Here is a 22,259-nt window from a genome sequence, read left to right as displayed (position 1 = left end):
CACCATATGGTGCCGCGCCGCTTGTGGATCAGGTGGCGGTGCAGGTGAGCGAAGGTGGGCTGCTCGTGGCACTCCCCGAGCCGATGAAGCCAAACGCCGTACTGGCGCCGGCGCCGAGCGATCCGTTGTAGGAGACGTTCCGCGCGGTCACGCTGGCACCGCTCGACGTGACCGTGGCGTTCCAGAACTGGGTGACGGCCTGCCCGTTGCTGAACGTCCAGGTGACCGTCCAGCCGCTGATCGAGGTGGAGCCGGCGGTGATCCGCACCTCGGCCTGGAAGCCACCGGACCATTGGCTCGTCACGGAGTACGTCGCCGCGCATGACCGACCACCTGGCGGCGGCGTGGTGGGCGGCGGGGTTGTAGGCGGCGGGGTTGTAGGCGGCGGCGTCGTGGGCGGCGGAGTGGTGGGCGGCGGAGTGCCGCCGCCAAAGGTGAATGCGTCGACGTCGAACAGGTAACCCGAGCCACCGGTGAACACCAGGAACAGGTTGTGCGTGCCGGCCGGCGGGGTGACGGTACCCGTTACGGTGGCCCACGTCTCCCAGCCGCCGGTTGGCGCGACCGTGGCCGCACCGATGACAGGTCCGGTGGCCGAGCCGGTGCGCAGCGAGATGGTGCCGCCGGCACCGGCGGAGGCGACCCGGGCCGTGAACGACGTGGCCCCGCTCAGGTTGTACGGCGTGAACGAGATCCAGTCACCATTCTCGATGAACCCGACCGCGTTGCCGCCGTTGGCCGACGGCTTGGCCACGACGGTGACGCCCTGCTGGCCGCTGTGGTGCTCGGCCTGGCGGGTCCTCGGCTGCATGACCGCCTGCGGCGAGGTCACCGGCGTGGTCGAGCCGGCCGGGGTGTACTCGGCCACCAGCACGCCGAAGATGTTCGCGTTGGTGTCGTGCTCGCCGTCCGCAGTGGTCTGTATCGTGCCCGAGCACCCGGTGGTGCTGGTTATGTCATGACCGTGGCTGTCGTGCCCCAGGGTGTACTTGACCCTCACGCGGCTACAGTCGACGGTCGGCGCGTTCGCGTCGGTGACCGTGACATCGAACGGAATGGCGTCGCCAGGGCTGAACAGCCTCCCGTTCACCGGCAGGTTCAGAGCGACCGTCGGCCGGCCCACCCCGATCACCAGGCTCGCCGTCGAGCTGCGGCCGGTGCTGTCCCGCACTGTGAGCGTCGTCGTGAACTCGCCGTTGCTGGCAAAGGTGAACGACGGGTTGGCGGCGGTCGAGTCGATGGTGCCGTCCGTGGTGAAGTCCCACGCGTACGTGATGGCGTCACCATCTGGGTCGCTGGAGCCGGCCGAGCTGAACCGCACAGTCAGCGGCGCGTTTCCGCTCGTCGGGTTCGCAGACGCGGACGCGATCGGCGACCGGCCGCCAGAGTTGTACTCGATCCGGTACACCGCCGAGCTGGCGTCACCGCTCCCCCAGCCAGTGCCGTAGTCGAGCACGTAGAGCGCGCCGTCCGGGCCGAACTCCAGGTCCATCACCTGGGTACCGGTGTAGGCCGGGAACGCGTCGATCGCGCCCACCCCACCGGAGGACGTCACTGTGGCCGCCTTGATCCACCGTCGCCCGAACTCCCCGAGGAACACCTTGCCGTTCATCGCCGCCGGAAACTTCGCGTCGGAAGCGAGCGAGGCGCTGTAGTTGTACACCACTGCGCCCATCGGCGACAGGCCGCCACTACCGAGCGCCGGCGGGTTCTGCTCACCGCCGTACGGCAGCCAGGCTCTCTGCGACGGGGGCAGCTGGGTGATGCCGGTGTTGTTGCGCGAGTTGTTCACCGGCCCGCCGGTGCAGTTGAACGCGGCACCTGAAGGGCCGGACGGGAACGTGAAGTCGATGTACGGCGTGTTGTAGTTCGAGCAGTACGGCCAGCCGTAGAAGCCTGGCTGCGTAATCCGCTCGAAGGAGACGTTGGCCGCCGGCCCCCGGGTGGGGCTGCTGGTGCCAGCGTCTGGGCCGTATTCGCCGAGGTACACAACGCCGGTCGCCTTGTCCACGGACATCCGGAACGGGTTGCGGAAGCCCATCGCGTAGATCTCGGGCTTGGTGTTCGCCGTACCCGACGCGAACATGTTGCCCGCCGGGACCGTGTATCCACCGCCCGCGCTCGGCCGGATCCGCAGCACCTTGCCACGCAGGTCGTTGCTGTTGCCCGACGTGCGCTGGGCGTCGTAGGCCGGGTTGCGGTCGGCCCGCTCGTCGATTGGCGTGTAACCGCTGGAGTCGAAGGGGTTAGTGTCGTCCCCTGTGGACAGGTAGAGGTTGCCCGCCGCGTCGAAATCGATGTCACCGCCGACGTGGCAGCACATGCCGCGACTGGTCGGCACCTCCAGGACCGTCACCTCCGACGCCGCGCTCAGTGTGAAGTCCGCGTTCACCGTGAAGCGGGACAGCCGGTTGACCCCGTTGAACGGAGCGAACTGCGCCGCCGTACCCGTTGCCGGCGCGTCACCGCCTGGTGTGGACAACCGCGGCGAGTAGTACACATACACCCACCGGTTGGTGGCGAAGTTGGGATCCACCTTGATGCTCTGCAGCCCCTCCTCGTCATGCGTGTACACCGGGATCGTCAGCGCCACCTTGGTGTTGCCGGCCGGGTCGGTGTACCGGATCGTGCCGTCCCGCGAGGTGTGCAGCACACCCCGGTTGGGCAGCACCGTCAGCCCCATCGGCTCGCCCACCTCGGCGACCCCTTTGGCCAGGTTCACCTGGTTGTAGCCGGCCTGCGGCGGCTGACCGGTCGCGCAGTTGCCCGTGCCCTGCGCCGCGTACCGGATACCACCCAGCAGGTGGGTGCGGAAGTTGGCCTCGCTGTAGCTCTCGATCGTGTGGCCCATGCCGGTGTACCACGAGCGGCCACCGTCGTAGCCACGACACCACGCGATCGGGTGGTCCCCACCCATCGAACCGCCGGTGTAGGTGCTCTCGTCCAATGTGGCCAGTACGTGGACCTGCGAACGCGGGTTGGTGCGGTAGTTGTACCACTCGTCGAACCGCGACCACGCCGCCGGCAGCCCAGCCGTCGACGGGTGCGTCGCGTCCTCGATCCGCACGGTCGCGTTCTGGTTCGCCGGATGGCTGGCGAAATACGCGCCGACCAGGTTGCCGTACCACGGCCAGTCGTACTCCGTGTCCGAGGCCGCGTGGATGCCCGCATAGCCCCCACCTGCGCGGATGAACTGCTCGAACGCCGCCTGCTGTCCGGCATTGAGCACGTCCGCAGTGGTCGATAGCCAGATCACGGCCTGGAAGCGAGCCAGGTTGGAGGTGGTGAACTGGGCAGCGTCCTCCGTGGTCTCCACGGTGAAGTTGTTCGCGGCGCCCAACTGCTGGATCGCCGTGATACCCGCTGGGATCGAGTCGTGCCGGAACCCTGCCGTCTTACTGAAGACCAGAACGTTGAAATCCGCCGCGGCCTGTGCCGGGACCGCGGTGAAGCTCACCGCGGCCAAGACCATGGCAAAGCAGAGGGCCAATCTTCGAAACATTATCGGTGGTCTCGCTTCCTGTCGTATGAATCAATGCCACAACGGCCGCCGAACCCCCGACTGGCAGCACCACAGCTAACGCCCCATCCCGGCGAACGCGGGCGGTGCTGGCCCGCACCACCAGCCACAGAAGACGGCAGTCACCGACGGGTCACGGGCGAGTGCCAGCCCCCGTTCGTATCCGGACTCGGCGCTCCACTGCCCAGGCCGGCGCGCCGGTACCGGCGCGCCGGCGGCGCGCAGAGCGCTACTCCATCCCACGACGCGTTCCTGCGCCTCGGGCCAGTCGGGTGTGCCGGCCACGTGGTGGACGGTGGTGTGGCCGAGGTCGAGCAGGTGCTGGGTGGCGAGGCTAGCGCCGGTCTGGTTGTCGATGCGGACGGTGGGCACGCTGTCGCTACCCCGCCGCCCACGCCGACGGTGGGCAGGCCCGACGGCACCAGGAGGAGCGCGTCCATGAACGAGGGCTTGGACGCGATGGCGACGATGCCCTCGGCCACGTGCTGGCAGAGGCGGTCGACCGCCTCCAGCACCGACCGGCGTTCGGGGGTATGGACGTTCGAGACGGCCGCGCGCGCCACGTCGCGCATGATCGAGCGTGGCCGGTAGCCGCAGTGGCGCGGCTGAGCCCGGCCGCCGCGATGAGCCTGCGACGTGTGAACGCGAACATCGACGAGGTCATCGTGGTAACCCTCTCTTGGATGCGGGGGTGCCAAGTAGCGCACAGCCGCCAGACATCACACGTTAGATCTCCCATCGGAGTCAGTCAATGCGCTCCGAGCACCGACCTCGATGAATATCTCCAGCCCAGGGGCGATCCAACATCGACCTCCCTCCCTACCGAAAGTAGGGAATCATCTGATGTATCGGTCAGAAGGGCTGCCCGGCATGTAGGTTGACCCGTCGCCGACACGAAGGCGAAAATGGGCGTCGATGTCTCGCACAGCCGAAGTGATCAACAGCATCAAGCGCATGATCCTCGACGGCGTGTTCCGGCCCGGAGACCGTCTGCCGGTCGAGAAGGAACTCGCCGAGTCGCTCGGCGTCTCGCGCGGCTCCCTCCGCGAAGGGATCTCCGCCCTGTCGATCCTCGGCGTGGTCGACACGCGCCAGGGCGACGGCACGTACATCACGAATCTCGACGTGACCCACCTGTTGGCCCCGATGGGCTTCGTGGTCGACCTCGAAGGCCGAGGCGACGCCCGCCACGTCCACGCGGTCCGCCGGCTGCTGGAGTGCGAAGCGGCCCGGCTGGCGGCCACCAGGATCACCGACGGAGCGCTCCAGGAAGCCCGGACGCTGCTCGACGAGGCGACGCGGATCGCGGCCGAAACGCCGCATGACCACGAGCGCATCATCGAGATCGACATCAAGTTCCACCGCATCATCGCCGCGCACAGCGGCAACTCGGTGCTGGTGGGTCTGATAGACGCGTTCGCCGGCCGTACGGTGCGGGCGCGGCTGTGGCGGAGCCTGCACGAGGAGGGTGCCGACTGGCGCACGCACGAGGAGCACCTCGCCGTCTGGAAGGCGCTCGCCGCGCACGATCCGGAACGGGCACGCATCCGGATGGCCAACCACCTGCTCGGCGTCGAGGAATCCCTGCGCGGGCTGCCCGACGACGACACACGGTCCACCAACTGATCGAGGAGCGAGTGCGGAAGGTGGAGCCAGAGGCCTCGGCGCCGCAAGTGCCGGTGCGGAGCTTGCCCCTCCGCACCGGCGTTTCCCATGGGGCTGCCTCAGGTCGGGGTGAGGACGCCCGCGGTGCCATTGGCCCGGAAGCCGAAGAGGGGTGGCGGCGCTGGGTCGCCCGGTCCCCCGCGCCGCCGTGCGGGATGTGGTCTAGCGGGTGGGACACGGCGCTGGCTCAGTCACCGCACGCGGAGCCGTTGAGGGTGAACGCGGTCGGTTTGGTGTTGCTGCCGGACCAGCTGGAGATGAACCCGAAGCTCGCGGTCACACATGGGCTGATCGATCCGTTCCACGAAACGTTCGTCGCGGTGACCTGTGTGCCGCTCTGCGTGTAGGTCGCGCCCCAGGCCTGGTTGAGCTGTTGGCCGTCGGCGAACGACCAGCGCAGGCTCCACCCGTTGACGGGCGCGGTGCCGGTGTTGCGGATCGTCGCCTCCCCTGGAAGCCGTCGGGCCACTGGCCGGTTATCGCGTACGTGACCTGGCAGGGGCCGGTGGACGGGGGCGGGCTCGTCGTGGGTGGTGGGGTCGTCGGGGTCGTGGGCGTGACGGTGGGGCTGCTCGATCCGCCACTGACCCGGTAGACAACAGTGCCGTGGCCGGGCACGCTCGCGCTGATGGCGCCAGAGGTGGTGCTGACCGCGTTGGTCCACGCGTCGCGCAGGGTGAACGAGCTGCCCGACAGGCCGGTCGCGGACGCGGTGGTGCTGATCGTGGTCGTCGAGGTGCCCTGGTTGAACAGGGCCACAGCGCGGTCCCCATTGGACAGACGCTTGACGAGTATGCGACGGGTGCCGTCAAAGGAGAGTTGGGTGGCCTGCAGGCCGAGGGCGTCCTGGCTGAGGCCGATGAGGTTCTGGTTCTTCAGGATCGTCTGGGTGGCCGCGTTCATATTCCGCAGGTCATTCCCGGCGATGAGGGGTGAGGCCATGATGGCCCACAGCGCGAAGTGGGAGCGCATCTCGGTGTCGGTCATGCCACCGCGGCCGACCTCCATCATGTCCATGTCGTTGAACGAGCCGGGCCGGGCGTAGTTCGCCAGTGGCACGGTGACGTTGACGTTGGCGCGGCGAACTGCCGTGCGTCTTGTGCCTCGCGGCCTTGAGCACCGGTCTGTCCAGGGTAGGAACCGAAGTACTGCGCGCACGTCCGATCGAGTGGTCCCTGGTAGATGCCGAACTTCAGGCCTCTGGCGTGGATGTAGTCGCCGAGGGCCTTCATGCCACTGGGAAACCGGCTCGGGCCGCCTTGCAGGTTGCCGGCCGAGTCACGGTTGGGGTTCATCCAGCAGTCGTCGACGACGACGTAGTGGTAGCCGGCATCGCGCATGCCGGAGCTGACCATCGCGTCGGTCATCTGCCGGATGAGAGTCTCGTTGATGTTGCAGCCGAACGTGTTTCAGCTGTTCCAGCCCATGGGCGGGGTGCGGGCGACTCCGTTCCCCAGCGCCTGCGCTTCGGAGGTCCGCAGCACAGTCACGGCCCCCGCGGCCGCCACCAGCATCCCGACCACCAGCGCGGCCGCCATCCTGCGGCCGTGTTCAAGGTGTCTCATCGCTTCTCGGTCCCTTCCCGAGGTGCCAGTCAGGTGGTCGTGCAGGCGATGTTGGCTGGAGGGTTGTTCGCACCGCTCACTGAGGCGATGAACCCAAACGTGGTGGAGCCGCCGGCGGGGAGCGCGCCATTGTAGGCGACATTCGTCACCGTGACGTTCGCGCCGTTCTGCGTATGTGTGCCGCTCCAGATCTGGTTGATGATCTGTCCACTGGGGAACGTCCAGCTGACGGTCCAGCCCCGGATCGGCGACGAACCCGCGGTCACCGTCACCTCACCCTGGAAGCCGCCGGGCCACGAGCTCGTGACGGCGTATACGGCACGCGCCCCCGATGACGGTGTGGGTGACGTTGTCGGGCTCACCGACGGAGAGGCGCTCGGCGTCGAGGTCGACGTCGGCGTCGGCGTGGCCGTGACGGTCGGTGATGCCGTCACACCGGGCCGGGCCGCGCGGTAGGTGCGGCCTGCCTCGACGGTGAGCTGGACGACGTCGGCCTCCGGTCGCGTAGTGGCGGGTGTGCTGCCGTCGGCGAGGTCGACGAGCGTGAAGCTCCCGGTGAACAGCCGAGCGCGGAGCCTCACCGTGCCGTCGCGGTCGGCCCGGATACGGAACTCGTCTGCCTGGCCGCTCGTCCAGGCCATGCCGACGGTGTATCCACCCCGCCCGCGCAGGCCGGTGACGCTGCCGGTGGGCCAGGCCGTTGGTAGGGCGGGCAGTAGGTGCAGTTCGCCGTTGTGGCTGTGTAGCAGCATTTCGGCGATGCCGGAGGTGGCGCCGAAGTTCCCGTCGATCTGGAATGGCGGGTGCAGGTCGAACATGTTCGGCGCGAGCCGGTCCGTGCGTACCAGATCACGCAGGAGCTTGTACGCCCGTGCGCCGTCCTCCAGCCGGGCCCAGAAGTTGATTTTCCACGCCAGCGACCAGCCGGTCCCGTCATCACCGCGCAACTCCAGGGTCTGCCGCGCGGCCTGATACAACTGCGGCGTACCCCGCCTAGTGATCTGATTGCTCGGATGCAAACCATACAAGTGAGAGACGTGCCGGTGGGTGCGCTCGGTCTCCACCCAGTCAGCCAGCCACTCCTGCACATTGCCGCGCGAACCCACCCGCGTCGGCGCCAACCGGTCCCGCGCCGCCAACACCTGGGCACGCAAACCAGCGTCCACACCGAGAACCTCGGCGGCCCGCGCACACCCGTTGAACAGATCCCGCAAAATCTGATTGTCCATCGTCGGCCCCGCACACACACTGGCATTGCTGTGGTGCGGCAACTCCGGCGAGTTCGACGGGTTCGTGACCAGAAAACCCAACGTCGGATGCGTAACCAGCGTGTCCAGGAAGAACTGCGCGGCCCCCTTCATCGCCGGGTAGTTGACGCGCAGGAACTCCACGTCCCCGGTAAACAGGTAGTGATCCCAGATCATCGTGGCCAGCCAGGCACCACCGGTCTGCCACATACCCCACACCGCGCCGTCGACCACCGACGCGCCCCGCCACCCATCGGTGTTGTGATGCGCCACCCAACCGCCGGCACCGTACTGCACCTGGGCCACCCGGGCACCGGTCACGGTCAGGTCTTTGATCAGGTCGAACACCGGCAGGAAACACTCGGACAGGTTGGTGGTATCAGCGGGCCAGTAATTCATCGGCAGGTTCGCGTTGATGGTGTACTTCGAGTCCCAGGATGGGGCCATTAGCTCGTTCCAGATGCCCTGCAGGTTCGCCGGCTGGCTCCCCGGCCGCGAGGACGAGATGAGCAGATACCGGCCGAACTGGAACAGCAACGCCGAGAACTGGGGATCATTCACGCTCGCGTGCTGCGCGATCCGCACATCCGTCGTCTGGTCGGCCGCGGCCGTGCGGCCCAAATCGATCGTCACCCGGTTGAACAGCGCCTGGTGGTCGGCGACGTGCCGGGCCCGCAGCTGGTCGAAGCCGACGGTGCGGGCGGCGTTGAGGTGGCTTCGCGCGATGCCCTGGTAGTCGCCGTTGACGGTGCGGTAGTTGAGGTAGCTGGAACCGATCGACACCAGCAGTGTCACGCTGGTGGCGCCGGCCACGCGCATGGTGCCACCCGAACTAGTCACGGTGCCACCAGTCGCAACGGCGTGTGCCAACGCCAGGAACCGCACCTGCCCGCTGATGCCCTCCATATTGCCGGAGACGCCGTCGAGGCCGATCGTCGCGGCGTCCGGGCTCGACACCGTCGTCCGTTGTGGACTGTCGAAGGTGGCGTTGAACGTGATCGAACCGGCCCGATCGGCGGTCAGCCGAACCGCGATCACCTGATCCGGCGCGCTCGCGAACACCTCCCGCTGATACCGCACCCCGTTCAACACGTAGGTGACGGTGGCGGTGGCGGTGGTGAGGTCCAGCGTCCGGTTGTACTGCGACGCCCCACTGGCCGAACCGAATACCAGCCGAAGGTTGCCGACCGGCTGGTACGCCAGCTGCCCGACGGGCCTGCTCAACATCGTCTGGTTGATCAGGTCCTGTGCCTGGGTCCACTGGTCGGCGAAGACGCGCCGCCGGATCTCCCCAATGTTGGCGACCCCGGCAGGATTGCTCGAATCGTGCGGCCCACCAGCCCAGACCGTGTCCTCGTTGAGCTGCAACCGCTCGGTATCCACGTTCCCGAACACCATCGCGCCCAAGCGACCATTGCCAATCGGCAGCGCCCGAAGCCAGTCGGTGCCGGCCGGCTCGTCGTACCAGAGGGCGAGGTCGTTCGCGGCGAGCACCTGCGGCGGCGCCACCGCACCGGCCTTGGCCGCCGCGGTCCATCCCGCCGGCAGCAGGGCGGCGCCGGCCCCGACGGCTCCCGCCTGGAGCAGGTTCCTTCGTGTGACTTCAGACATGGCGTTTTCTCCAGGCAGTGCGGGTCAGGGGCTGGTGAAGGTGATGGATGGTGTGGATGGCGCACCGTCGGCGACCGTGACATCGCCTTGGAAGCCGCCGTTGCTGAGCTGGGCGACGTTCATCCCACCCTCACGGGAGGGCTCCGTCTTCACCCCGACCGCCCAGGCAATCGTCTCCGCCACCTGCCGCACATACGGGTCGAGGGTGCCGACATCGGCGGCGGACGCGACGCTGCCGATGTTGCCGCTCAGCAACGCACCCCCGACGGGCCTGGCGATGAAGCTGCGTCTCAACATCGTGTTTTGCCCTTCCGGGGGTTGAGGGCGACCGCCGCGCATGTTAGCGCTAACAATCCCGAAATGGGACTCGACCCGCCCGCATCAACTAGGGCATTACAAGAACGCCCACCATCGATGCTTGGAGATTGCCAGATTGTTCACGATCCTTCAAGAGGGAGCCGTCAAAAGCATACTTGGAATGCGGTTTTCGATTTGCGACTGTCGACAGCGGTCGCGGATAACACTTTTCTCGCGGACGGCCAGAAATAGCGCGTGGCGCACATGCCACAGATGCGCGTCGACCTCAGCCGCCCCACACGTTGATCGACGAGGGCGCCGAACATCGAAGCCTAGAGCCGTACCCGACCGGGACGGCGGCGGGCACACCTCGATGCTCGAATCGATTCGAACGCGGACGTCCTAGCAGCGTCTCGGACGTCGAGGAGATCAAGTCCGTGAGGACGAGTGGTCACGGCGACCTTCCCATGGCGGTGACAGTGACAACCAAAGCATGGTTGGATATTGCCGAGCATCGATGTACGGTTAGGGGCGCTCCCAGATTGCGTCCTCCACTCTGCTCGAGGAGCTGAAACATGTCGCGACGGCGTTGTCGCCCGGCCGCCATGCTGGCCGGCCTGCTCGTTCTGGCTTTGTCTGCGTTCCTGTTGGCCTCGGTGTCGGTGGCCGGCATCGCCGTGGCCGGCACATCCCACACCCGCGCGGTGCCACTCACTGAGCTAACCGTGGTGTCCGAACAGGTGGCTTCCGGCCTGCGGCGTCCGATCGCGATCACCGGGCTGCCGGATGGCCGGATGCTGATCGCGGAGAAGGACGGCACCGTCCGCGCCTACCACCCCGACACCGGCTTGGCGGCCGAGCCGGTGCTCGACCTCACCGCCCGGATCGACACGTCGGACAACGAGCGCGGCCTCCTCGGCATCACGCCTGCGCCGAACTTCGCGCGGACCGGGATCCTCTACGTGGCCTACACGAGCCTGCCGGCCGGTGCGCTGACCCTGGCGCGAGTGCCGATCGGCGCTCCCGAGCGGGTGCAGGTGCTGCTCACCCAGGAGCACGCCGAGTACGGCAACCACAACGGCGGACAGGTGGCGTTCGGCCGCGACGGCTACCTCTACTGGTCCCTCGGCGACGGCGGCCACGCAAACGACCCGTTCAAGGCCGGTCAGAACCTCGGCACCCTGCTCGGCAAGATCGTGCGGATCGATGTCAACCGCACCTGCGGGGCGAAGCCCTACTGCGTGCCCTTCGACAACCCGTTCGTCCGCGTGGCGGGCGCGCGGCCGGAGATCTGGCTCTATGGGCTGCGCAACCCGTGGCGGTTCTCCGTCGACCCGGTCGACGGCTCGCTGTGGATCGGTGACGTCGGCCAAGGCCTGGTCGAGGAGATCAACCACATCCGCCCGTGGCAGGGTGGGGCGAACCTCGGCTGGTCCTGCCGGGAGGGCACCCCGGTGTTCGACCCGCAGCAATGCCGGTCGGGCGTGCGGTACACCGACCCGGTCTTCGAGTACGAACATTTCCTTACGGAGAACTGCTCGGTGATCGGCGGCGTGGTGTACCGAGGGTCCGCCACCCCGGAGGCATGGGGGACCTACGTCGCGAGCGACTACTGCTCGACCCTCGCGTTCGCCGTGCGTCCCAAACCCAGGGGCGGCTACGAGTCCGCCACGATCGGCAAGTTCCCCACCCAGCCGACCGCGATCGGCACCGATGTGCACGGCGAGCTGTATGTGCTCAGTGACCTCCCGGGATGGCTGAGCCGGGTGCGGTTCGAGCGGGTCCAGCCAGCCTCTGGCGGCGGGGTGGCGAACCGCTGAACCTCGGTGCAATCCCTCCGCATCCGCAAGACGCCGGTCAATGCCTATTTCGCGATCGCGACCACCGCCGCCCGGCAAATGATGACGTCGTCGATGCCTACCCCGAACTGCCCGCCCTGGCCGCCCGGTTCCCGCGACGCCGACTCATTCTCGACGGCGAAAACGTCAGCCTCGACACCCATGGCGGACCGAGGAGCTACGCCGCCGCGAATTTCAACCTGTCCGTTGGACGCGGGCGTCCACTGTGGGCATGCTGACCGGTGCGTGGGGCTCTGCGGACACATCTGGCTGGCGCAGCCGCAGTGGCGCCAGTTCGTCGATGGCGCCGGCGTCGAGTAGAGCCAGGAACGCATCGGCCACGACAGGGTCGAACTGCGTACCGCGTCCTTGGAGGATTTGTTCGCGAGCCTGACTCTCGGTCAGTGGCGCGGAGTAAGGCCGGTCGGCGCGCATAGCAGCCCAGGAGTCGCACACCGCGATGATGCGCGCCTCGATAGGTATGTCATCGCCGGCCAGGCCTGCTGGATAGCCGGTGCCGTCGAAGCGCTCATGGTGGCCGGCTACCAGTGGGGCGAGGTCGGCCCGGTCGCTCAGATCCACCAGAAGCCGGGCACCCTCCTCCGGGTGCCGGCGCAGCACGCGCCATTCGGCGTTGGTCAGATTGCCGGCCTTGGTGAGGATCGCCTCGTCCACGTTTATCTTGCCGATGTCGTGCAGCCGGGCGGCCGCGGCCGCCCGGCGCAGCGCCGCCTGGCCCAGTCCGAGCCGCTCGCCGGTGAGCAATGCCCACCGCGAGACCGCCGTGCTGTGCTCGTGGCTGCTGAGCCGGGCGTCGATCTGGTCGGCGAGCCACACCAGCCCAGCGGGTAGGTCGGGGTCCGTGTCCAGAGCAGGGTCGGCGATGCGTCCAGCGGCCACGACGCGATCCCGGCCATGCGCCTTGGCCCGGTACAGCGCACCGTCCGCGTCGTGGATAAGCCCTTGGATGTCCGCCAGCGGGCGTCCGCCGCGTATCCCGGCGCTCGCCACGCCGAGAGATGCCGTGGGCCGGACCTCGCGGCTGTCGGGCAGGGTCATGGGTATGCGGGCGAGTATCCACCGCACCCGCTCGGCCACCTCCAGGGCCGTCTCCTCGTCGGCGCCGGGAAGAAGGCACACGAACTCCTCCCCGCCGTAGCGGGCGACCAGATCGCTCGGGCGCACCGCCCGGCATATGCGATTCGCGGTCTCCGCCAGTACGACGTCGCCGGCGGGATGGCCGAATGTGTCATTGATCTTCTTGAATCGGTCAAGATCGATCATGATTAGGCTGAGCGCAGCGCCTTGACGGGCCGAGCGGTCCGCCTCCAGCTGGAGCATCTCTTCAAAGAAGCGCCGGTTGTACAGGCCGGTGAGGCCATCGGTGATCGCTAGTCGCTCTTGTTCGCGGAGGGCGGCGTCTAGAGCGGTCGCGAGCCGGGTCCGGTCTCGGGTCACCAGGGCCTGCCGGATAAGGAGGCCGCCGAACAGCAGCACCGCGATGACCAGGGTGGACAGCCCGAGGCTGCCGTCGCCGAGGTGGTCGACGGCGGCCAGGCAGACGACCGTCACCACAGCCACCGTCGCGGGCAGCACCGCCGCGTCCCTGTCGAGCCGCCGCACGCGCGGCTCGTGCTCCGGTATCCGCGCCGCCGTGAGCGCGGCAACGCAGAGCAGCACCGCTTCCGCCTGCCAGCCGAGGTTGAGCCAGCTGGAGTCATCATACGAATGGATCGTGTACAGGTAGGAGTAACCAGCGTCCGACAGGCCCGCGAGGGTGAAGGCCGCACCGACGATCAGTATCGATCGTGGCACCGCCCGGTGGCCGCAAAGCCCCACGACGATCAGCAAGGTGATGATCGTGACGGCCAAAAGTGGGTATGCGAACGCCACGACCGCACCCAGCTGCGGTGACCGTGGCAGCAGCGGGCCGATCACCAGCGTCCAGCCCGCCGCACCCACGGCCAGCGCCACCAGCGCGGCGTCCAGCAGGCCCCGCAGTCTCCGGTCGGACCGGACGCCGCCGAAGCCGACCACGACCGCAGGCAACGCCAAGGCGTACGAAGCCAGATAGAGCACGTCAGCTGCGGAAGGAGTGGAGGCGCCGTCCGGGGCCAGATAGGCGTAGCCCGACCAGATCAGCTCGCCGGTGAGCCATAAGAGATTCGACGCCGTCAGCAGCCACCATGTTGGGCGTAGGCGACTGGTGACGCGCCGGGCCGCCAGGTAGCACAGCGGCACCATAAGGACCAGGGGCGCCAGATATATCACGTTAGAGACAAACCGGGCGAACGCCGGGGAGTCCCGACTCAAGGCCGTAAGCAGCGCATAGAACAGGAGCCAGGCCGCAGCGGCCACGACTGCCCGCCGTGTAAACCGACGCCGCGCCGCCATCCGATCCGGACCGACCGCCACCTTCGCCTCCGACATCGAGCCAAGCCGCACTCCTGCTGGACACACAGAGACGTATTGTGGATCACGAGATCACCGTCTGTGTACCCCCAAAACACATAACATCGCAACCAGTTCTCTCAACCCGACGATTTCACGTTGCGGATCTTGCTGTCGGCCATTCACAGAGCAGCAGCGATAGCCATACCCGACCGGATCGGAGAGCGCTTTCTGGCCCCGAGGGATGACCGGACGTTGGTGTCGATCATCCGGCGAACATACGGCGCGCCAACGACCGGCAGCCGCCGCACTGCCGGCCGCCCTCTCCCATACCGCATCAAGCGCGCTGGCCGGCGGCGCTTGCACTAGTCGGCGAGGTAGGAGGTTAGCGCGGCAGCTGACAGTGCCAGATAGAGCGCGGGCATCGGCGTGTTGCCGACGTCATGGGCACGCACGTGTGCGCCGATCGCCAACCCGAAGTAGCCAACCAGCGCGGCTGCGGCCGCGACCCCAGCCGGCGCCCACCATAGGCCAACGACAAGGCCTGCCGCACCGGCCAGCAGCAGCACCGCGAGGAGGTTGAGCCGTTCCTCCGGCACCCCCACGCGGCGGTACGTAGCGACGACCGAGGGGCGGTGGCTGAGCTTGCGTGCGGCGGCGAGGACGAGCAGGGCGGCAAGCAGAACAGAAATGATCGTGGTGGCGACGGTCATGGCGTGCCTCCAGGAAGCGGAATCTAAACGCTTGTACAATTTAACCCGTGAGTCCGCAGCGCAGCAACCGATCCGAGTTGATCGAGGGCACCCTCCGATGCCTGGAACGCCTTCCGCCGGAGCAGATCACCGCTCGAGCGATCGCCCACGAGGCGGGCGCGAACCTCGCCTCCATCACCTACCACTTTGGATCGAAGGACCAACTCGTCACGGAGGCGGTCATCGCCGGGCTCGACCGGTGGCTCGCGCAGATCGCGCACCGCCTCGACGAGCTCGGGGCACGTGCACCGCAGGAGCGGTTCCGCGCTGCGCTGGCCGTCGTGGCCGACAGCCGCCGGCAGCATGAGGGCCTCGCCCGCAACTTCCTCGGCGCGCTCGCCAGGGCCTCCCACGACGAACGGATAAGAGGCCTGCTATCTCAAGGGTTCCGGCGCACCCGCGGCGAGGTCGCCACGGTGCTCGGCCTAGGCACCGACGCCAGCGGCCGGGACGCCGCCGGGCTGGTACTCGCCCTCTTCAACGGCCTGCTCTTCCAGTCGTTGGTCGACCCGGGCCTCGCCATCGAGGGACACCGGATGGTGCGCGCGCAGGCCCGCCTCCGCACGGTCATGCCGCCGACGGGTGCGACGCACGGTCGCACGTCATGAGCAGTCCGTCGATTGAAGTTCGACACGATGGAGTACGCCAATCAGCGCCAGGCCGGCAATGGCCCCGACCACGGCGAGTTGAACTGTTGGACCAGCTTGGCCGCACCGCGAGGGCGACAGCGGTGGGAGATGGTGGCGAAGACCGCTTCGCCGACCCGGGTCCGACGCCACCGCTGGCTGAGGACCGCTTCGCCACCTGCGCGCCGGCCCGCGTACACCTGAGGCATGAGGCGCGCGGTTTGGCGGTGCTTAGCGTTAACGGAAAACGTCGACACCAATCACGTGCAGCACGTCGCGCCGTACCAGCTCCAGGCCCAGCCGTTCGGCGATCCGCCAACTGCCATGGTTGTCCGGTGAGGTGGTCCAGGTCGGCGTGCGACCCCGCGCCACCACGCCGGCGCACCACGCCCGTGCGCAGGCGGTGGCCAGCCCACGTCCACGCCACTGCGGCTCGGTCGCCACAACGGCGTCCTCGTGCCTGACGCCCAGGAAGAAGGTGCCGACCACCGCCACCAGCCGGCCGTCGACGAACGCACCGTGCGCGTGGGCATAGCTGGCCAACCCGGCGGGCCCGCCCCAGGTCTTGACGACCCAGGCGACCTCCTCGCTCAACCCCGCGACCGCCTCCGCGTCCGCCGCGGACAGTGCGCGCACGCCGGGCAGCGGACCCGACGGCGGACCGCTGTGCCCGGCCGGCAGCCGGTAGATGAGCCGGTCCCACACCATCCGGTCCGGGAAGGCCTCCGCCACCACCGGCGCGAACATCTTCGACGCGGCGAGAAACCCCGTGACTAGTGGGCGCAGCGCCGCCGGGTCGACCGCCGCCGGCGTACCGGCAAGCAGGTAATTGCCGCCTACCTCAACGAGCAGCGCCGACGGCGAAGGCCACCGGTCGGCCCACGCCCGGCCGTGCCCGGTGGCGACCACATGTCCAAGGATCGCGCCGGGGCCAGGCGCCTCTTCGGCCAACCAAGCAGCGATCGAGCCGCCTTCCAGTGTGACCCTACGCATCCGGCCATTGTTGCCAGCCTCGTCCATCCCGCCAGTGGCCCGGCCTGCTGCGGCACGACGTCCGCCATATCGCCGCGATGCGGGGCGTCCAACCATCTGGCCGTTGACCTTCGGCGTTTGGGTGCCATGTTGCGGTTCCGCGGTTCTCGGGCGCCGAGTAGAGCTACCGCGGTAAGCCTGGTTGACGCCAGCCACGGTGGCAAGGACACGAGGTCCGGGACGAGCCCAGCGGCCATGCGCGGCTGGCGGCCCTTACTTGGCCGTGTTAGGTTTTACTCGTGCAAGTAAAAGCGCGCACGTTCACGAACGAGGCGAGACGGGCGCACATCATCGAGCACGCCATCGCGACTATCGCCGAGCTGGGAGCCGCTGGGGCCTCGTTCGTCCAGATCGCGAAGCGTGCGGGGCTAAGCAGCACGCGGCTGATCTCTTACCACTTCGCCGGCAGGGACGAGCTGATGGACGAGGTGGCGCGACGGGTGCTCGCTGAGTTCACCGCGTTCGTGCTTCCCCGGGTTGATGCGCAGAGCACGGCGGCTGGCCAGCTACGCGCCTTCCTGGAGTCCAACGTGGACTTCATGCGTGAGCACCGGACCTACCTGCTGGCCCTGGCCGACATTCTCGGCAACGCGCGGAGGGCCGGCGGTGGCGGCGCCGCCACCCTCGCGTCGAACATCGCCGAGTCGGACCTGACCGCGATGGAGGAGCTACTACGCCAGGGGCAGCGCGACGGCGAGTTCCGCCGCTTCGATACCCGGGTGATGGCGGTGGCGGTGATGGCGCTGCGAAACGCCGTCATCAGCCAGCTCGCAGCCGATCCCGAACTGGACCTGGAGCCATACCGGCGCGAGCTGGTCGCGCTGGTCGAACGGGCCACCCAGAAGTAAACACCTGGAAGGGGACAAGCATGAACGACGACGCGGCACGCATCAGCCCCGACGCCGACGGCCAGGCGCGGCGCGGCAATGGCCTCAAACACCGGCTGCCGGCCGTGGCGCTGGTTGGAGTGCTCATAACCCCGACGACCGGCGCCGCCGCCGTCGACCACCAGGTGAGGACGCCGATGAACGGGCACCCCATCGTGCAGACCGATGCCGGCCCGGTGCGCGGCACCGTCATTGCGGAGCACCGCGTTTTCCAGGGCATCCCGTACGCTGCCGCGCCCGCGGGAAACCTCCGCTGGCGGGCACCCCAGCCGGTCACACCGTGGACACAGCCGCGGGACGCCACCAACCCGGGCAGCCCCTGCCCGCAGCTGCCCTCGTCGTACGCGGAGGTGACCAGTGTCGACGAGGACTGCCTGTCGCTGAACGTCATCGCACCCCGAGACGCGCGCCGCGGTGCCCGTAAGCCGGTCATGGTGTGGATCCACGGCGACGGCGCGGTCGGGGCCGGACACTTCTTCAACGCCGACCGGCTGACCGCCGACGGTGACGTCATCGCGGTCACCATCAACTACCGGCTGGGTGTCTTCGGTGGCTTCGGCCTTCCGGGACTGGACGGCGCGGGCACCTTCGGACTCCAGGACCAGCAGGCGGCGCTGCGTTGGGTACGGCGCAACATCGACGCGTTCGGCGGCGACCCACGCAACGTCACGCTGTTCGGCGTGTCCTACGGCGGCCTCGCCACCACCGCCCACCTCACCGCGCCACGGTCGAAGGGCCTGTTCGACCGCGCCATCATCGAGAGCGGCTTCGCCCTGATGGACCTGCCCGCCGAGGCCCTGTACCCCGGCCTCGGCGCCCTGCCGTGGTACGGCTGGCGCCCGGAAACGGAAGTCACCGAGGCCGGCACCTGGGTCGCCGGCGAACTCGGCTGCGACCCGACCGACCCCGCCGCCGCGCTCCACTGCCTCCGCGCGCTCCCCGTCGAGAAGATCCTGGAGTTCCCCCAGGTAATGAACATCTTCCAGCCAATCGCGTACGGCGGACGCATACTGCCAGAGCTGCCCGCCACGGCGCTGCGCGAGGGGCGCTTCCACCGGATGCCGGTGGTCTCTGGCGCCACCCGCGACGAGCACCGTACGTTCGTCGGACTGTTCCGGGTGCTCGCCGGTAATCCACTGACCGCACAGCAGTACCCGGAGCTGATCTCCGCCGCGTTCGGAGCGGACCAGGTCGAATCGATCATGCGGCGCTACCCGCTCACGAACACCGAGTCACCGAGCATCACCTGGGCCAGCCTGCTCACCGACCGAATGTGGGCGCGCTCGACGTTTGAGCAGCACCGGGCGCTGGCCACCCGAGTACCCACCTACGCCTACGAATTCGCTGACCGCGACGCGCCCGTGTACCTGCCGTTCCCAGACGACTTCCCGGCCGGCGCCTACCACGCAGGCGACACGCCATACGTGTTCCGCGACAAGCAGTTCACCGACACCGCCACCGCACAGCAGATCCGACTGTCCGACCTGATGATCCGCTACTGGACGAACTTCGCGCGTACCGGCGACCCAAACGGCGCCGAGCTCAACCGGTGGCCACGGTTCCGGCCCACCGAAGGCGTGCCACACGTCCAATCGCTCGCGCCCGACCGCATCGGCCCGGTCGACTACGCCGCCGAACACCAGCTTGACTTCTGGGCCGCCTTGGACACTTCCGGCCGGCGGCGGACTGCACGGTAACGGGGTGCACGGCAACGGGACCGGTGGTCACGTCACACCTCCGCCCGGCGAACGTATCCGGTCACAGCGCTAGCGGAGGGTTCGTGGCAGGCGGGCCGCGACCGCGATCGTGGCGAGGGTGCCGGCGGTGCCGGCGATCAGGAAGGTCGCTGGTGCTGAGGTGGCGTCCAGGAGCAGGCCGCCGGCTACGTAGGAGAGGGCGGCGGCGGCGCCGATGCCGGCGTACAGGTTGCCGAAGACGCGGCCGAGCAGGCCGGCTGGGACCTGCCGTTGGACGAGGGTGTTGGTGGCCACGTCCATCGCGGCGATGCCCAGCCCGCGCAGGGTCTGTAGCGCGAACGCCGCCGCGACCGCCCAGGCCAGTCCGGTGAGCAGGTTGCCGACGCTGCTGATCGCGAACCCGGCGACCAGCAGCCCGGCCATGGCGAACCGGCCGGCGTACCGGGACAGCAGTGCGTACCCGGCGAGCAGGCCGATGCCTACGCCGGCCAGCAGGATGCCCACCGCCGCGTCGCCGGTCTTGAACGTGTCCTTGGCGAGAACCACCAGGGCGACGTCGTCGATGCCGTTGCAGGCGACCACGGCGCAGAAGCCGAGCGCGATCACCCGTACCGCCGGCGTGGACCAGATGAAGCGCAGGCCCTCGCGGGCACCGGCGAGCAGCGCGGGCGCGGCGGGCGCCGGCGGGATCGGACGCAGCGTGGCAAGCAATAGGGCCGAGAGTCCGAAGGTGGCGGCGTCGACCAGCAGCGCGCCCCGTACCCCGGCGAAGGGAAGCAGCGCGGCGGCGAGCAAGGGGCCCACGGCCTCGGCACCGTTGGTGCCCAAGCCCAATGTGGAGTTCGCGACCGGTAGGTCGCGGTCCAGCACTAGGGCGGGTACGGCGGCCCGGGAGGCCGGCAAGAAGACCTGGCCGGCCAACGCGCGCAGGCCCACCAGGACCAGCACCAGCGGCAGGTGGTCCAGCGAGAGGGCGATCAGCACGAGCAGCGCCCCCTGGGCGAGCTCGCAGCCGATCATGACCCGGCGCAGGTCGAAGCGGTCACTGATCGCCCCGGTCAGCGGCCCGAACAGCGACGGCGCGAAGTCACCGACCAGCAGCAGCACCGACACCGCCAGCGCCTGCCCGGTCGAGTCCGCGACGTGCACCATGAGCGCGACCAGGCTGAGCGCGTCGCCCGCACTGGACAGAAAACGGGCCCCGCACAGGGACCGGAAGCCGCGATTGGCGGCCAGCAGCCCCACTGCGCTCACACGACCGCCCGTCCCCGGCCCGCCAGGGCCGGAACTCACGCCGCTAGGCACGTGGGGTGTTCCAATCAGTCCCGCCAGCGCTACCTGCCACCGCCGTTCCCGTTGCTACCGCTAACACCGCCGCTGCGAAGGCAACCACCGTTGTCCTGCCAATCGCGGTCACGGCGGCTGCCGCGCTATGAGCGTGCATGGTCAAGAACCTAGCCAACAAACGATACGGATCGGCTTCACTCGGCGCCTCTGGGCGGGCTTTGCGCCGTGCAGGCGGCGATGGCATCGGCGAGTTGCACTGGAGCGTCAAGCGAGACGAGTGTCTTGGCGTTCGGGACTTCCACGAAGTGGGCACTACCGAAGGCGTGCTGTAGTCGACGGCCTAGCTTCGTGGTGAAGGCGCGGTCGGCGGTGCCCCACACGATGGTGACCGGGCCGGTGAACTGGCTAAGCCGGGTCGACACGTCCAGCAGGTCCTTGGGCTCGGCCGCTTTGAGGAACTCGACAGCATCCCTACGGATCGCCTTGTCCCTGAGGCTCGGCTCGATCCAGGCTCGTGTTTGTGCCGGGTCGAGCTTGTTGGCGAGCAGCCCTAGCCCCAACGGCGAGTGCCGGAAGGCGCGCCATCGCATCGGCTGTAGGTTGATCTTCATTCGCGTCTCGCCCTTGAGCAGGGCGAATATGACGTTGAACGGAAATGGCGGGAAGGTGTCGAAGGCGTCGCAGTTGGTGAGGACGACCCGGCCGATCCGGCTCGGGTCCGTGTCGAGCAGGAACTGGCACAGCGCGCCACCGGTGTCGCCACCCACCAGCGTGACGTCACGCAGGTCGAGCGCCTCGATGAACAGCAGGATCTGCCTGGCGACGCCGCGCGGTGACTGGTCGGTTCCCGGCTTCATCGGGGTGCGGTGGGCGCCTAGGGGCCAGTCTGGCGCGTAGGAGCGAATGCCTTGTGCCGCGAGCAGGTCGGCAACACCGGACCAGAGCGACCCGTCCATCAGGAACGGGTGGACAAACACCACCGGCGGTGCGGCCGAGTCGGCCGGGCCGGCGACCCGGTAACTCACGACTCCGTGCGGAAGTTCTATCGACGTCACCTGGCGTCTCCTTAGGACGTGGGAACGTTACCGACCGGATCGCGCTCATCAGTGCGGGATGCCGGCTCTTCGCGGCCGTGGGTGCCGACACTTCTGGCGGATTCGCGAGAGTCATGCTGCGTAGCCTCGAGGCCTGGTCCCGTGTGGCTGCTGCGCTCGCCCCATACGGCCGTGCAAGACGAGCGCCCAGACAAGGGAGCCGAAGGCCGCCGTCGAGGCCAGCGTCCGGACGATGTTCCAGGCCACCCAGGGCGCAACGAAGTCGTCGCGTACAGCGGCCAGATTCTCGATTTGGTCGGGGTCACCCGCTTTCACCAGGTCTTCGTTGAGCGGGAAATGGAACGCGAAGGTGACGACGACCGTCATCGTATAGAGAGCGAGGCCGGCGACGATCCAGCCGGCGGTCTTGGGCGGGCCGGAGCGACGCGCCTGAAAGAGAGCGACCGCGGCGAGCGCCGGAGCACCGAAAAAGATGAGGAAGAAGGCCGGATTCTCTATCTTGTCGATCATCTGTTGCATCGCATCGACAAGCGTGCGGTCGTCGGCTGCGGTCAGACCCGGCATAACGGCGATCGACCAGTCGTAGAAGAGCCCTGCCAGCAGTCCCATGGCGATCACGGCCGCGCCGAGCACGATCCCCGCGGCGCGGTCAGGGCTCGTCGGGTGTGGGTGATCCCCGCCCATCCGTCGTCGGTCTCCACTGGCGGGGTCTCGGGGTGTGGTGTTGTTGCTGGCCATGTTGGCCTCCTTCGGCCCCGGGGCTGTTGTGGGCGTCTGTCCTCTGTGCAC

Annotated in this window: 19 protein-coding genes and 1 pseudogene; 6 read left to right on the top strand and 14 right to left on the bottom strand. The window is 68.3% G+C overall.

From position 1 onward, the window contains the following. Positions 1–28: 28 nt before the first annotated feature. Both V6V89_RS06280 and V6V89_RS06275 read right to left on the bottom strand, forming a co-directional pair. The gene (locus V6V89_RS06280) at positions 29–3,502 is read right to left on the bottom strand and encodes a ThuA domain-containing protein (RefSeq protein ID WP_334617993.1); all 3,474 of its coding nucleotides are present in this window, start codon (positions 3,500–3,502) and stop codon (positions 29–31) included. 75 nt (positions 3,503–3,577) lie between these two features. Next, positions 3,578–3,892 (bottom strand): hypothetical protein, encoded by a 315-nt coding sequence (locus V6V89_RS06275; RefSeq protein ID WP_334617992.1) that lies wholly within the window; start codon positions 3,890–3,892, stop codon positions 3,578–3,580. A 66-nt stretch (positions 3,893–3,958) separates the two neighbouring features. Here V6V89_RS06275 and V6V89_RS06270 point away from each other — a divergent pair, with 66 nt between their 5' ends. Together V6V89_RS06270 and V6V89_RS06265 are read left to right on the top strand one after the other, a co-directional pair. Next, the gene (locus tag V6V89_RS06270) at positions 3,959–4,111 is read left to right on the top strand and encodes a hypothetical protein (RefSeq protein ID WP_334617991.1); all 153 of its coding nucleotides are present in this window, start codon (positions 3,959–3,961) and stop codon (positions 4,109–4,111) included. Between the two features lie 324 nt (positions 4,112–4,435). Continuing rightward, complete coding sequence (locus V6V89_RS06265) at positions 4,436–5,146, top strand: FadR/GntR family transcriptional regulator (RefSeq protein WP_334617990.1); 711 nt, start codon at positions 4,436–4,438, stop codon at positions 5,144–5,146. Positions 5,147–5,372: 226 nt separating this feature from the next. Here the strand turns inward: V6V89_RS06265 and V6V89_RS41605 are convergent, their stop codons facing one another. The 5 genes and pseudogenes from V6V89_RS41605 to V6V89_RS06250 all read right to left on the bottom strand — a co-directional run bounded on the left by V6V89_RS41605 (position 5,373) and on the right by V6V89_RS06250 (position 9,905). Beyond that, complete coding sequence (locus V6V89_RS41605; protein ID WP_442935079.1) at positions 5,373–5,654, bottom strand: cellulose binding domain-containing protein; 282 nt, start codon at positions 5,652–5,654, stop codon at positions 5,373–5,375. Between the two features lie 68 nt (positions 5,655–5,722). Next, positions 5,723–6,552, bottom strand: a pseudogene (locus tag V6V89_RS41600) (glycoside hydrolase family 27 protein); the annotation flags it as partial. Positions 6,553–6,594: 42 nt separating this feature from the next. Then, the gene (locus V6V89_RS41595) at positions 6,595–6,750 is read right to left on the bottom strand and encodes a hypothetical protein (RefSeq protein WP_442935078.1); all 156 of its coding nucleotides are present in this window, start codon (positions 6,748–6,750) and stop codon (positions 6,595–6,597) included. A 29-nt stretch (positions 6,751–6,779) separates the two neighbouring features. Continuing rightward, complete coding sequence (locus V6V89_RS06255) at positions 6,780–9,608, bottom strand: glycosyl hydrolase family 95 catalytic domain-containing protein (RefSeq protein WP_334617989.1); 2,829 nt, start codon at positions 9,606–9,608, stop codon at positions 6,780–6,782. A 24-nt stretch (positions 9,609–9,632) separates the two neighbouring features. After that, on the bottom strand, positions 9,633–9,905 hold the full coding sequence (locus V6V89_RS06250) for a hypothetical protein (RefSeq protein WP_334617987.1): 273 nt from the start codon (positions 9,903–9,905) through the stop codon (positions 9,633–9,635). A gap of 575 nt (positions 9,906–10,480) precedes the next feature. On the opposite strand from V6V89_RS06250, the gene V6V89_RS06245 reads away from it, so the two are divergent. After that, positions 10,481–11,725, top strand: coding sequence for a PQQ-dependent sugar dehydrogenase (locus tag V6V89_RS06245; RefSeq protein ID WP_334617986.1), 1,245 nt, complete (start codon positions 10,481–10,483; stop codon positions 11,723–11,725). 44 nt (positions 11,726–11,769) lie between these two features. Here V6V89_RS06245 and V6V89_RS06240 read toward each other — a convergent pair whose 3' ends face one another. The 3 genes from V6V89_RS06240 to V6V89_RS06230 all read right to left on the bottom strand — a co-directional run bounded on the left by V6V89_RS06240 (position 11,770) and on the right by V6V89_RS06230 (position 14,847). Next, positions 11,770–11,907 (bottom strand): hypothetical protein, encoded by a 138-nt coding sequence (locus V6V89_RS06240; protein ID WP_334617985.1) that lies wholly within the window; start codon positions 11,905–11,907, stop codon positions 11,770–11,772. Between the two features lie 31 nt (positions 11,908–11,938). Beyond that, positions 11,939–13,987, bottom strand: a complete 2,049-nt coding sequence (locus tag V6V89_RS06235; protein WP_334617984.1) for a bifunctional diguanylate cyclase/phosphohydrolase — start codon at positions 13,985–13,987, stop codon at positions 11,939–11,941. Between the two features lie 512 nt (positions 13,988–14,499). Beyond that, the gene (locus V6V89_RS06230) at positions 14,500–14,847 is read right to left on the bottom strand and encodes a DoxX family protein (protein WP_334617983.1); all 348 of its coding nucleotides are present in this window, start codon (positions 14,845–14,847) and stop codon (positions 14,500–14,502) included. Between the two features lie 47 nt (positions 14,848–14,894). Between V6V89_RS06230 and V6V89_RS06225 the strand changes: the two genes are divergently transcribed. Further along, entirely contained in the window at positions 14,895–15,494 is a 600-nt protein-coding gene (locus V6V89_RS06225; RefSeq protein ID WP_334617982.1) for a TetR/AcrR family transcriptional regulator, read from the top strand. Between the two features lie 255 nt (positions 15,495–15,749). Here the strand turns inward: V6V89_RS06225 and V6V89_RS06220 are convergent, their stop codons facing one another. Next, positions 15,750–16,505 (bottom strand): GNAT family N-acetyltransferase, encoded by a 756-nt coding sequence (locus V6V89_RS06220; protein ID WP_334617981.1) that lies wholly within the window; start codon positions 16,503–16,505, stop codon positions 15,750–15,752. 278 nt (positions 16,506–16,783) lie between these two features. Here V6V89_RS06220 and V6V89_RS06215 point away from each other — a divergent pair, with 278 nt between their 5' ends. Both V6V89_RS06215 and V6V89_RS06210 read left to right on the top strand, forming a co-directional pair. Then, a complete protein-coding gene (locus tag V6V89_RS06215) occupies positions 16,784–17,392 on the top strand; it encodes a TetR/AcrR family transcriptional regulator (RefSeq protein ID WP_334617980.1) in 609 nt (202 codons plus the stop codon). Positions 17,393–17,412: 20 nt separating this feature from the next. Continuing rightward, entirely contained in the window at positions 17,413–19,128 is a 1,716-nt protein-coding gene (locus tag V6V89_RS06210; protein WP_334617979.1) for a carboxylesterase/lipase family protein, read from the top strand. A 69-nt stretch (positions 19,129–19,197) separates the two neighbouring features. Here the strand turns inward: V6V89_RS06210 and V6V89_RS06205 are convergent, their stop codons facing one another. From V6V89_RS06205 to V6V89_RS06195, 3 genes are all read right to left on the bottom strand, one after another. Then, positions 19,198–20,382: an MFS transporter gene (locus V6V89_RS06205; protein WP_334617978.1), complete on the bottom strand. Its 1,185-nt coding sequence runs from the start codon at positions 20,380–20,382 to the stop codon at positions 19,198–19,200. Between the two features lie 227 nt (positions 20,383–20,609). Next, positions 20,610–21,470: an alpha/beta fold hydrolase gene (locus tag V6V89_RS06200; RefSeq protein ID WP_334617977.1), complete on the bottom strand. Its 861-nt coding sequence runs from the start codon at positions 21,468–21,470 to the stop codon at positions 20,610–20,612. A 111-nt stretch (positions 21,471–21,581) separates the two neighbouring features. Further along, positions 21,582–22,208, bottom strand: coding sequence for an anthrone oxygenase family protein (locus tag V6V89_RS06195; RefSeq protein ID WP_334617976.1), 627 nt, complete (start codon positions 22,206–22,208; stop codon positions 21,582–21,584). Between the last annotated feature and the right edge of the window lie 51 nt (positions 22,209–22,259).

This window comes from Micromonospora sp. CPCC 206061 (assembly GCF_036906915.1).
In the GTDB taxonomy this organism is placed as follows: Bacteria; Actinomycetota; Actinomycetes; order Mycobacteriales; family Micromonosporaceae; genus Phytohabitans.
The sequence above is the reverse complement of the archived record's forward strand: the minus strand, read 5'-3'. Positions and strand labels throughout refer to the sequence as shown.

Coding starts and splice junctions, on each gene's coding strand:
- V6V89_RS06280 (WP_334617993.1), bottom strand. CDS start 3,502: ATGTTTCGAAGATTGGCCCTCTGCTTTGCCATGGTCTTGGCCGCGGTG.
- V6V89_RS06270 (WP_334617991.1), top strand. CDS start 3,959: ATGAACGAGGGCTTGGACGCGATGGCGACGATGCCCTCGGCCACGTGC.
- V6V89_RS06265 (WP_334617990.1), top strand. CDS start 4,436: ATGTCTCGCACAGCCGAAGTGATCAACAGCATCAAGCGCATGATCCTC.
- V6V89_RS41595 (WP_442935078.1), bottom strand. CDS start 6,750: ATGAGACACCTTGAACACGGCCGCAGGATGGCGGCCGCGCTGGTGGTC.
- V6V89_RS06255 (WP_334617989.1), bottom strand. CDS start 9,608: ATGTCTGAAGTCACACGAAGGAACCTGCTCCAGGCGGGAGCCGTCGGG.
- V6V89_RS06250 (WP_334617987.1), bottom strand. CDS start 9,905: ATGTTGAGACGCAGCTTCATCGCCAGGCCCGTCGGGGGTGCGTTGCTG.
- V6V89_RS06245 (WP_334617986.1), top strand. CDS start 10,481: ATGTCGCGACGGCGTTGTCGCCCGGCCGCCATGCTGGCCGGCCTGCTC.
- V6V89_RS06240 (WP_334617985.1), bottom strand. CDS start 11,907: ATGGGTGTCGAGGCTGACGTTTTCGCCGTCGAGAATGAGTCGGCGTCG.
- V6V89_RS06235 (WP_334617984.1), bottom strand. CDS start 13,987: ATGGTGCCGCTGTGCTACCTGGCGGCCCGGCGCGTCACCAGTCGCCTA.
- V6V89_RS06230 (WP_334617983.1), bottom strand. CDS start 14,847: ATGACCGTCGCCACCACGATCATTTCTGTTCTGCTTGCCGCCCTGCTC.
- V6V89_RS06220 (WP_334617981.1), bottom strand. CDS start 16,505: ATGCGTAGGGTCACACTGGAAGGCGGCTCGATCGCTGCTTGGTTGGCC.
- V6V89_RS06210 (WP_334617979.1), top strand. CDS start 17,413: ATGAACGACGACGCGGCACGCATCAGCCCCGACGCCGACGGCCAGGCG.
- V6V89_RS06195 (WP_334617976.1), bottom strand. CDS start 22,208: ATGGCCAGCAACAACACCACACCCCGAGACCCCGCCAGTGGAGACCGA.